The organism is Bacillus sp. BML-BC051 (genome assembly GCF_019656175.1).
Lineage (GTDB): Bacteria > Bacillota > Bacilli > Bacillales > Bacillaceae_G > Bacillus_A > Bacillus_A mobilis.
In genome coordinates, this window is record NZ_BPLI01000005.1 from 19666 (window position 1) to 31069 (window position 11404).

Genomic DNA, 11404 nt, shown 5'->3' on the forward strand with positions numbered 1-11404 from the left:
TAAGTTGTACAATTAAACCAATCATGGAATAAAGGAGTGGGAATAAATGAAAGCTACTCATAAAGATTGGATTTTGTTTAACGGAAGAATGGTAAATACGAAGGAAGAACAGCCGATGATTCCATTAGAGGAGAGAGGCTTTCAATTTGGGGATGGTATATATGAGGTATTCAGACTATATGATGGGAAGCCACATTTATTAGATTTACATTTAGAACGATTCTTTAATTCTATGGAAGAAATAAAACTAATTCCGCCGTTTACTAAGGAAGAGTTGGTGGAAGAGTTACATCAAATGATTGAAAAAAATCACTTTCAAGAAGATGGGAATGTATATTTGCAAATATCAAGAGGTGCTCAAGCACGTAATCATGTGTATGAATCAAATATGGAACCAACATATTTTGCAAATATAGTTTCGTTTCCAAGGCCACTTGCTGCAATGGAACGAGGAATAAAAGTTACTGTAGAAGAGGATATACGCTGGAAGTTCTGTCATATAAAATCTTTAAACCTGCTACCTAATATTATGATTAAAAATAAAATAAACGAACAAGGCTATCAAGAAGCGATATTAGTACGAGATGGAATTGTAACGGAAGGGTGTCATTCAAATTTCTTTATGGTGAAAAATAATAAATTGATTACACATCCGGCTGATAATTTCATTCTCCACGGCATTACACGTCAATTCGTTATTACATTAGCGAAAGAGTTACATATTGAAGTAGAAGAACGAGAATTTTCACTACAAGAAGTATTTGAAGCTGATGAGTGCTTCTTTACAGCGACACCACTTGAAATATTCCCAGTCGTTCAAATAGGTGATGAACAGTTTGGAACCGGCGGAAGAGGACCAATTACAAAGAAACTCCAAGTTGCATATGAAGAAAGTATCCGTTTGTTTAAAGTTACGAACTAATATTGAAGAAAAAAGCTGGTATTCCTCCAGCTTTTTTTCATGATATAATTCAAGCATAGGACAAGATTTGAAAACGCTGTAAAAAGGGGATTTAATGTATGAATTATGAAGATTTTAAAGAAGTAATTCACGGTAGACGAAGTGTTAGGAAGTTCACAGAACAAGAAGTATCCACTAGTGATATAAAAGAAATTATTGATTGTGCTCGTTATGCACCTAGTGATACGAACTCACAAACTTGGGAGTTTTTGGTCATAATGAACCGAGAGAAAATTAAAGAAATTGAAAAAATGACATGGGATGCATTACATAAACTTGCGGCAAAAGCGGCAGAAAACGGAGAAGAGAAAGCAGGGAAATTACTTACACGTTCTTTCGGACCATATGCAACAGCTTTTTCGGAGGCGCCAGTATTAATCGTGTGTTTGGCAACACCATATGAATCAAAATTTCGTGAAAAGATATTTGATCCAATTGCTTTTGTTCCAGATTCAGTTTGGGAAGAAGAAGGGATTAAGAGTAGCTGTTTAGCAGCACAAAATTTAATGTTAGCTGCACATGCGAAGGGGCTTGGTACTTGTCCGATGACAGGACCGGTATTGTTAGCTCAAGATGAACTACGACAATATTTACAAATTGAGCCTGAAAAACAAATAAATATGGTTATTTCACTCGGTTTCCCGAAAGATAAGCCGAAGAAACTTCCAAGAAAAGAAGTAGATGAGATTACAACATTTGTTTTTTAAAGCTCAAAATAAAAAGACATTGTATGAACAATGTCTTTTTATTTTGGACGGGTATGTAATTAATCTGTTGGGCTAAAATGATAGATAAGAGGGAATTACTATTTATTTCATAAAAAAAATTAATGTTCTATTAAGGAAAGTATGATACATTAATCGTGAGCAATATTCTATTTGTTCATGAAAGTGTTGAAAGTAGTTTTAAAAATTAAAAATTATTTTTGTATAATAAATTATAATGAAATGACAGGGGGGATGAATTTTGAAAAAATTCATAATCACTGGATTGTCTGTATTGTTACTAGTTGGTTGCGGTACTCCACAGGAAAAAGAGGGTACACAATCAAAGCAGGAAGAAAAAGTTGTAAACGCTAGTAATGAGAATATAGTTTTATTTCCTGAGGGAGCAGTGCCAATTGGAGAAGGAAAAGTAAAAGTTATTACACCAAATGGCACGTCTGAGAATGGTAATATACCGGCTGTATTCATCAAAAAGGATACTTTAATTCAACATGTTGAATTAGAGCTTTCTAATTTTCAAAACGATAAAGAAACATTTGTATTTGTAGATCAAGTATATGCAGATAAATATCAAGTCACTAGTACAACACAGACAACAGTACAATTAAAAGAAAAGATGTTTGAGACAGGTAGTCATACGATTACTGCAGTTCAGTATGAAAACAATGACCCGAAAGGAAAGGTTATTAGTTTTAATCAAGCAACATTTGAAACAAAACCTGCATCTTAATAAGAATAAAAAGTACATTACTCAAAAAGTAATGTACTTTTTTGTTTGAATCAGAGGATGAAATAGTGAATCACTTGTTTCGTTTTCTAATACGATTACATAGGAAGAACTCACTTGTTATTACTATTGCAGAGAAAGAGGTTGAAGGTGTGAATCGATGTATTCATATCGTCTTGATTAGTATAATACTGTCAGTAATTTGGTTTACTATACAAGAGGTGATTCATATTACGTTTAATTATCAAATTCATGACTTGTTAATAGGAGCTATTTGTTTTAGCATAGTTTATCCATTATATGATAAACTCGGATTAAGGTAAGTTTTAAAAGAAAAATGTAGGTATTTCATTTGAAATGTCGAATAGTACATTCGATGTCGTAATAACAAATTTTCTATTGTTTACTGTGAAACAGAAGAAGGGGAGATAGTAGTTATGAAACGAGCGCTTATTAATATTGATTATACATATGATTTTGTAGCTGAAAAAGGTGCTTTAACATGCGGGAAACCAGGGCAAGAAATTGAGAAGGAAATTGTACATATAACGAAGCAATATATTGAAAATGGAGATTATGTTGTCTTTGCGATCGATAAACATGAGGAAGACGATATATATCATCCAGAATCAAAGTTATTCCCGCCTCACAACATCGCTGGTACAAATGGAAGAGATTTGTTTGGTGAATTGCAAGATGTATACGAAACATATAAAAGTGCTGAGAATGTATATTACATGGACAAAACACGATATAGTGCATTTGCAGGAACAGACTTAGAGATGAAGTTAAGAGAAAGAGGAATAGAAGAAGTTCATCTTGTTGGTGTTTGTACGGATATTTGCGTTCTTCACACAGCAGTAGACGCTTATAATAAAGGATTCAAAATTGTAGTTTATGAAAAGGCGGTTGCATCTTTTAATGCACAAGGACATGAATTTGCACTTGGACATTTCAAGTCATGCTTACATGCAGAAGTAAAGTGAAAAAGAGGCCTTTAAAAAGGTCTCTTTTTACGTTATAGCCCATTGTTAGTAACCTCCGCGAGTCAAAATATTTTTAACTGAACAATTCGGCGTTGTGTTAATATTCCCCTTTTTGTTTAGGGAAGTATTGAGGTCTTAAAATAAATTCATTTAATAAAATTTCAATCGTCAGCTCCCTTTAGGTGATGAAAAAGGGTATATTTATAGAAGAAAGTGTAACAAGTTTTAAAGAAATCAAAAGTTATGACAATAAATTAGTTTTTCATGAAATTTTCATTAGTTAAGGGTGTGGATGGATGAGTTTATTAACGTATACTGAAGAATTTTTTAATTATGTAAGAGAGTTTTTACTTTTAAGATTTTTACTATTTGCTTTAGTTCTAATCATTATCTCATTTGTAATCAACCGTATTATTGATTGGTTTTTTAGGAAATCAAGCTTTTTTGATGAAGAGGTAGAGCAAACGATTCAAAGTGTGATTCGATCTATTTTTAGATATATCATTATCATCAGTCTAATCATTTATTTAATTAGCCAATTTGTAGATATAAAAAGTATCATTGCAGGTGCAGGGATAGCGGGGGTTGTTATCGGCTTTGCTGCACAACAGATGCTAAAAGATGTTATATTAGGCTTTGCGCGATTAGCGGACAAAGAGTTTCGTGTTGGCGATTTTGTTACTTTTAACGGAACAAATTCAGGAACAATTGAGGAAATTAGTATTCGTTTTATGCAAATTCGTGAATGGTCAGGAAAACTCCTAACTATACCACATGGAGAAATTAGGACAATACAAAATTTTAATAAAGGATGGATGCGCGTAATTGAACGGATTACGGTAAGTTATCAGGAAGATCCTACAAGAGTTAAGGAATTGTTGGAAGAAGTTTGTGTGAATTGTAATGAAAAATTGGCTCCAAGTCTTTATAAAGTAGAGGATGAAGCTGTTGAGCCGTTTAAATATGTTGGTGTTACAGATTTAAACCCGAATCTTAAATACGTTGGATATGAATTTTGTATTACAGGTTTAATAAAGCCAGAAGATTATTTTGAAACTTCTAGACAAGTAAGATTTGAATTAATGTCTATGTTCCATAAGAATCAAGTGCAGATGCCAGCAGCAAATATGGTCGTTACTACTGAAAGCTTACAGCATGCCCGTGTTGGACAATCTTTATCGGATAGTTAAAGTAGAACAGTTTGTTAACAAAAATTCTGCATCTAACATTGGATAGAAAAATAATAATAAAATGATTGAGATAAAGAAAGAGCCAAAGGAAATTGGCTCTTTTTAATTTGTAGAATTTAGAAATTTCTTAATGTTATAATGGTAGTTGGTGATGAAAATGAACTTTGAAGAAAAAGAGATGTATCGTTTAGAAGCATTAAAAGCAATTGCAGAATTATTAAATGAAGCAACAGACTTACAAGACATGTTAGAAAAAGTGTTACATACATTGTTACAAGTTATGAATTTACAAACAGGGTGGATATTCTTTATCGATGAAAGTGGAAAGCACCGTATGCTTGTAGATGAAAACTTACCGCCAGCTCTTACGTGGCAAGAAAAGAAGCCAATGTGTGAAGGAGACTGCTGGTGTGTAGAGCGTTTTGTGAATGGGAGATTAGAAAAAGCAACAAATATTATTGAATGTAAGCGGATAGAGGATGCGATTGAATGTAATTGGGGAGAGACAGAAGGTGTTACGCATCATGCGACAATTCCTCTTAGGTCTGGGGCGGAGAAGTTTGGTTTATTAAATGTGGCCTCGCCCCAAAAAACACATTTTTCAGAGGAAGAATTAGCATTATTAGAATCAATTGCATTTCAAATAGGAACGACAATACAACGTATTCAGTTAGTGGAGAAAGAACGTAAATATGTAGTGGTAGCTGAAAGAAATCGATTAGCTCGTGATTTACATGATTCAGTAAAACAATTGTTATTTTCTATTATGCTAACAGCAAAAGGTACTCTAAATATGACGCAAGATAGAGATTTGCAAGAGATTTTAAGTTATATTGGAGAATTATCACAGGAAGCATTACAAGAAATGACACTATTGATTTGGCAATTAAGACCGGAAGGATTAGAGAAAGGTTTAGCAGAAGCAATTAAAAATTACGGAAAGTTGTTAGGGATTCATGTGGAAGTTCGAATTGATGGAATGGTTTCAATTGGGGATGAAATAGAAGAAGTTTTATGGCGTATTAGTCAAGAAGCAATACATAATTGTAAAAAACATGCTTCATGTGAAAAGGTAAATGTTCTTCTAAAAATAGAAAATAACCAGTTATATTTTTATATAGAGGATAACGGAATAGGATTTATACAAGATCACGTAAGAGAGACAGCGCTCGGCTTAAAAAGTATGAAGGAACGTATTCAGTTAATGAGGGGATCGTTTCAAATAAAAACGGAACTGAAAAAGGGTACGAAAATTGAAATTCAATTGCCAGTTTGAAGGGGAGAAGAAGGTTGAAGATTAAATTACTTTTAGTTGAGGATCATCATATTGTTCGAAGAGGACTTGTATTCTTTTTGAAAACGAGAGAAGAATTTGAAATTGTTGGGGAAGCAGAAAATGGTGAAGAGGCATTAACATTCGTCCGAACGGAAAGGCCGGATGTAGTATTAATGGATCTATCAATGCCGAAGATGGATGGTATTGAAGCAACAAAACGGATAAAACAATATGATGACACAATAAAGATACTTATATTAAGTAGCTTTTCAGAGCAAGATTATGTTTTACCAGCACTAGAAGCTGGAGCGGATGGTTATCAATTAAAAGAAGTACAGCCTGAGCAACTTGTCGCTTCTATCATTGCAGTACATGAAGGAAATACGAATTTTCATCCGAAAGTAACCCCGGCACTATTAGGACGGTCAGCAATTAAGAAAGAAAAAGAAAACCCTTTTTCCATGTTAACGAAAAGAGAGCAAGAAGTACTTCGTGAAATTGCGAAAGGGAGAAGCAATAAGGAAATTGCAGCAGAACTTCATATTACAGAACAAACTGTAAAAACACATGTTTCAAATGTTTTAGCTAAGCTGGAAGTAGATGATCGTACGCAAGCTGCATTATATGCGGTGAAGCATGGAGGGAATAATAAATTTGAATAATTATGTACTATGTTGCGACAGAATACATAGGAGCCTTTAAAATTTATCCAGCTATTTTCGGGATAATAATCATTGGAAGATGTACAATGCGCTCGCTAATTAAAACTTCAATTTATAATAGTGCCAAATAAAGGTTTTTCTTCTTTCGATAATTAGGTACAATAAAGCTACGATGGAAGGGGAAGATATGCTATGCCAGGTACAAGAAGTGGGCTTGGAAAGATTCAGGCTTCGTTAAACGGTTTATCACCGAAATTGCGAAGTATTGCTGAACATATATTGAAACATCCACAAGATGTTGTACATAAATCTATTACAGAATTAGCTGAAGTTACGAATAGCTCCGAAGCTACGATATTCCGCTTATGTAAGCATCTTGGTTTTCAAGGGTTTCAAGATTTAAAGATTACATTAGCTCGTGAAATTGTACATACTCCAATGCAAAATATTCATGAAGAAGTATCGGCGGAAGATAGCATGGTAACTGTTGCTAAAAAAGTTTTTCATTCGCATATTACAGGACTGCAAGATACATTACATTTGCTAAACGATACAGCACTAGAGCAAGCTGTAAAAGTATTGCAAGATACAAGCCGTATTGAGTTTTATGGAAATGGTGGTTCCGGTATTATTGCGATGGATGCATATCATAAATTTATGAGAACAGGTATTTCTTGTATTGCTCATACAGATTCACATTTTCAAATTATGGGTGCGGGTTTACTAACTAAAGAAGCAGTGGTCATTGCAATTTCTCATTCTGGTAGCAATAAAGGGTTACTGGAAGCGTTAGAAGTAGCAAAAGCAAGGGGAGCTCACATTATTGCAATTACGAGCTATCAGAAATCAGCATTAAGTCAACTTGCTGATATTACGTTATATACTTCAACACGTGAGACGGAATTCCGCACAGAAGCCAGTTCATCAAGATTAGCACAGTTAAGTTTGTTAGATACTTTATACGTTGGATTATCATTACAACGCCAAGAAGAAACGTTGCAAAATTTACAAAGTATACGTGAAACAATTTCGATGAAACGAATATAAAAAGTCCTTCAGATGAAGGGCTTTTTATATTGGTCAGTAGTCTTTTATTGAAATTTGATGATTATAGTTTCCTGTTTTAAAAAATCTGTATTAATGGAGTTTTATATTCCCGCGTAGAGCTCTAATAAAATATATACATAGATGTAATTTCAGTTTTTCTTTCAAATAAATATTTGGTTAATAATTCAAATATTGTTCAATATTTAACAATAAGCTTTTAAAATTACATGTTATGATGAACGTGTAATGATGATTGAACATTTAAATTTGGTGTAATAATTGGCCAAAACAGTGCAGGTAGAAGTTGTGAGATGAACTCATTAAAACTCTAAGACACTAAAGGGGAGATCACATATGAAAGCAGTAGTAGTAAATAAAAATAGTAAAGCAAACATTGAAGTTATTGAAAAAGAATTACGTCCGTTACACTCAGGTGAAGCGCTAGTAGATGTAGAGTATTGTGGAGTTTGTCATACTGATTTACACGTTGCAAATCATGATTTCGGAAACACAGATGGTCGTATTCTTGGTCATGAGGGTGTAGGTATTGTTACGAAACTTGCTGATGATGTTACTTCACTAAAGATAGGTGACCGTGTAAGTATAGCATGGATGTTCCAATCTTGTGGGCGTTGTGAATATTGCGTAACTGGTAGAGAAACATTTTGCCGTGAAGTTAAAAATGCTGGTTATTCAGTAGATGGTGGTATGGCAGAACAATGTATTGTTACAGCAGATTATGCGGTGAAAGTACCAGAAGGATTAGATCCTGCTCAAGCATCATCAATCACATGTGCGGGCGTAACTACATATAAGGCGATAAAAGTATCAGACATTAAACCTGGTCAACCTATCGTCATCTATGGTTGTGGCGGATTAGGTAACCTAGCTATCCAATATGCTAAAAACGTATTTGGTGCAAAGGTAATTGCAGTAGATATTAATGACGATAAATTAGCCTTAGCAAAAGAGGTTGGCGCTGATATGACTATCAATCCAATTTCTCAAGGTCCTGCTGATAAAATTGTTCAAGATGAGTTTGGTGGTGCTTATGCTGCTGTAGTAACAGCCGTTTCTAAAGTAGCATTTAATTCAGCAGTTGATGCAGTACGTGCTTGTGGTAAAGTCGTTGCAGTAGGTTTACCAGTAGAAACTATGGATTTAAACATTCCGCGACTTGTACTAGATGGAATTGAAGTAGTTGGTTCTCTAGTTGGTACTCGTAAGGACTTAGAGGAGGCGTTCATGTTCGGTGCAGAAGGAAAAGTAGTGCCGGTTGTTCAAACTTGTTCTCTAGATAAAGTACAAAATGTATTCGAAGAAATGGAACAAGGTAGAATTCAAGGACGTATGGTAATCGATTTTAAACAGCATAATTGTGATTGTGAATAATTCACGTTAAATATAAAAAGTATGAGTCTAGCTAAAGACATGTAAAAAAGTTAGACGCCAGAAAAGAGCTGGTCCCTGCATCCAACAGGGACCAGCTCTTTTTATATCAATACCGATTCATGAGAGATGATTAAAAGTTCACTTTATCTGCAAACGAAAAAGAATCTTTACTTTTAACAAATTTCTTATGATCGGGAACGGTTTGAATTGCTACAACTTGCGAATCTCTTGCTTTCAGTGCATCTTGAATCCCGATTGTCATAAGCTTAATAAATAGAATCGTAATAAAGAATGAAGCGAGAGAGTAAAAAATAATCCACCACGAAAGATTCATTTCATAACGATTTAATCCAATAAGGCCAGCCCAATCATTAGATAGAGAAACAGGTTTGAGCGCTCCATCATAGAGTTCCCGCATTTGGATCCCGCCAATTATAATATCAAGCAACGCTAAATGGATAACGAGTATGAGCGCTTGGACAATATGTTCCATGAATAACACAAATAAGCGATCAAGTAACAAGACTCGTAAGTGTTTTTTGATAATATGAAAACGGCTAGCCCCTAGCAATTGGGAACTTAAAATGTAATCTTGTTTCATAAATTCATCAACCTCTGAGGATATATATAAAGAAAGTGTAGGCAGAGCGACGAATATAAGTACGAGTACTTGATAAAACGCAAATGAAATATTTGGATCTAATCTATCAGCATTTGATACGATTACAATATTAACGGGTGTGATGAGTATAAATGCGATAAATAAAGTAGGGATATAGTAAAAAACTTCTGAGCATGCCTGGAAAAATCTCTTGAATTTTGAAGCGTATAAACTTAAGAGTATTCCTATACATGTTCCGAATAAAATTCGAAAGAAGCTAATTACCACGGCTAATAAAATGGTGAACTTTGCTCCTTCTATAATTTGTAAGAAAACAGACTCACCAAAACGATCCGATCCAAAAGGTGGTATTAATGATGGTGGAAAGGGAGCCTTTCCAAGCAATTCGTTATTGTCATTGTAAAGTAACTGGGGAGCTTTTGGGATGGTATCTTTAAAGAACCAACTATAAATAAAACTAGCTGAAACAAGTATGAATAAATAAGTAAAGCCGATTAAAAAGCGTTTTGATTTCCAAATAGATTTCATAAAGCTGCTCCTTTCAATTGCTTTTGCCACCTATTCATCATGAAAGAGATGATTTGAAAAATGGCGTAAAACGGTAAAATAATCATGATAAGTATGATAAATGCAGCTGGAGGTGAAATAAACGCCTTTTTAAATAAAAATTGAATAATGCCTTGCATATTAAAAACGAATTCTAAAATGAATAAGTTAGACAGTAAGAAAACAAAAATCGTTTTTAAATGGTGGAAGAAGTGGATAGATATATTTTTGAATAAATGAATACAAAGTATATAACTTGATGAAAGGCCTTTGCCATATGCAACCTCTACGTAATGTTTTCCATGTTCTTCTTTTATGTATAACACCATCATTCGAAACATTTGTAATGTAGGTAAAACAGATAAAGATAAAATAGGGAGTAAATAAGCTCGATTTTCATTATAGGAAATAATGGTGAAAGGAGCTTCTCCGAATTTCTGAAGTACCCATATGAAAAATATTTGCAAACAAATCATCATCATCATATCAGGGACAGCTTCTAATATGAACACAATTCGGTTTATCCATTTTTTTATATAATCTTTTGCTAAAAAATAAAAAAATGCCATGATAGATGAGATAAAGAGCGCAAGCAAAAAGGCTAAAAATAATATAGTAAATGAATATAGATAAGGTTCTAAAACAGTTGGAAATAATGGTGTTGTTTTCAAATGACCATACTTTGGGTCTGAACCTATAACCAACAATGATTCAGGGGAGAAAACCTGTTTTAACATAGTAACGATCTGGTCAAAAAAATAAATTGGTTGAAAGGTAAATCCTTGTTGAGTGATAAATAAATAAGGTAAATTTAATAATAGTAACAGTGATAAAAGAATGGATGAAAGCTTAATTGTGAATTGAGATATTTTATGTAACATTAAATCCCTCCGACATCTTTTTACAACATTATACAATAAAGTCTAAAATATTGTTTTATTTTTCTGAAAAATAAAAATTATATTAGATTTTATAGTATGGAACATATATTTACAAGTTAATAAAGTGATAGTAGGATCCGCGCTCTAAGTTTATTAAGGTAATAGGATGAGTCAACCAAAAACAATTAATAGAGCAAAATGTACAGAATTCTTATTTGGAGAGGTAGCGGCTATGTTACGCGACTTCATCGCGATAAAGCTAAGCTTATGCAAAGTTAATTTTAGACGAGATGGTTTCTTCTTTTAGGCTACGTGTAGGAAATAAAAAAACTCCTAGGGATCAATGAATTCCTAGGAGGGCACCTGTGGTTCAACAAAGAGATAATTCT

The 11404-nt window shown here is 33.7% G+C and carries 12 protein-coding genes; 10 read left to right on the forward strand and 2 right to left on the reverse strand.

The features are described from left to right. The first annotated feature begins 46 nt into the window (after nt 1–46). From dat to adhP, 10 genes are all read left to right on the forward strand, one after another. Complete coding sequence (gene dat / locus K5S59_RS01835) at nt 47–922, forward strand: D-amino-acid transaminase (RefSeq protein ID WP_120449946.1); 876 nt, start codon at nt 47–49, stop codon at nt 920–922. A 98-nt stretch (nt 923–1020) separates the two neighbouring features. Then, a complete protein-coding gene (locus tag K5S59_RS01840; protein ID WP_001105297.1) occupies nt 1021–1668 on the forward strand; it encodes a nitroreductase family protein in 648 nt (215 codons plus the stop codon). A 259-nt stretch (nt 1669–1927) separates the two neighbouring features. Further along, complete coding sequence (locus tag K5S59_RS01845; protein ID WP_000713501.1) at nt 1928–2416, forward strand: putative periplasmic lipoprotein; 489 nt, start codon at nt 1928–1930, stop codon at nt 2414–2416. A 65-nt stretch (nt 2417–2481) separates the two neighbouring features. Beyond that, the gene (locus tag K5S59_RS01850) at nt 2482–2736 is read left to right on the forward strand and encodes a hypothetical protein (protein ID WP_162937127.1); all 255 of its coding nucleotides are present in this window, start codon (nt 2482–2484) and stop codon (nt 2734–2736) included. Nucleotides 2737–2850: 114 nt separating this feature from the next. Beyond that, nucleotides 2851–3399, forward strand: coding sequence for a cysteine hydrolase family protein (locus tag K5S59_RS01855; protein WP_120449948.1), 549 nt, complete (start codon nt 2851–2853; stop codon nt 3397–3399). Between the two features lie 296 nt (nt 3400–3695). Continuing rightward, on the forward strand, nt 3696–4589 hold the full coding sequence (locus K5S59_RS01860; RefSeq protein WP_000055438.1) for a mechanosensitive ion channel family protein: 894 nt from the start codon (nt 3696–3698) through the stop codon (nt 4587–4589). A gap of 157 nt (nt 4590–4746) precedes the next feature. Next, on the forward strand, nt 4747–5865 hold the full coding sequence (locus K5S59_RS01865; RefSeq protein ID WP_120449950.1) for a GAF domain-containing sensor histidine kinase: 1119 nt from the start codon (nt 4747–4749) through the stop codon (nt 5863–5865). Nucleotides 5866–5879: 14 nt separating this feature from the next. Further along, a complete protein-coding gene (locus K5S59_RS01870; RefSeq protein ID WP_000694652.1) occupies nt 5880–6527 on the forward strand; it encodes a response regulator in 648 nt (215 codons plus the stop codon). 192 nt (nt 6528–6719) lie between these two features. Continuing rightward, nucleotides 6720–7574 carry a MurR/RpiR family transcriptional regulator gene (locus K5S59_RS01875; protein ID WP_001119653.1) on the forward strand — a complete coding sequence of 285 codons (855 nt, stop codon included), beginning with the start codon at nt 6720–6722 and terminating at the stop codon, nt 7572–7574. A 354-nt stretch (nt 7575–7928) separates the two neighbouring features. Then, on the forward strand, nt 7929–8966 hold the full coding sequence (gene adhP, locus K5S59_RS01880; RefSeq protein ID WP_000649125.1) for an alcohol dehydrogenase AdhP: 1038 nt from the start codon (nt 7929–7931) through the stop codon (nt 8964–8966). 130 nt (nt 8967–9096) lie between these two features. On the opposite strand, the gene K5S59_RS01885 is transcribed toward adhP, so the two are convergent. Further along, complete coding sequence (locus tag K5S59_RS01885; RefSeq protein WP_000836594.1) at nt 9097–10116, reverse strand: ABC transporter permease; 1020 nt, start codon at nt 10114–10116, stop codon at nt 9097–9099. Then, nucleotides 10113–11015, reverse strand: a complete 903-nt coding sequence (locus K5S59_RS01890; RefSeq protein WP_098259049.1) for an ABC transporter permease subunit — start codon at nt 11013–11015, stop codon at nt 10113–10115. The genes K5S59_RS01885 and K5S59_RS01890 overlap by 4 nt, the downstream gene beginning before the upstream one ends. Nucleotides 11016–11404: the final 389 nt, after the last annotated feature.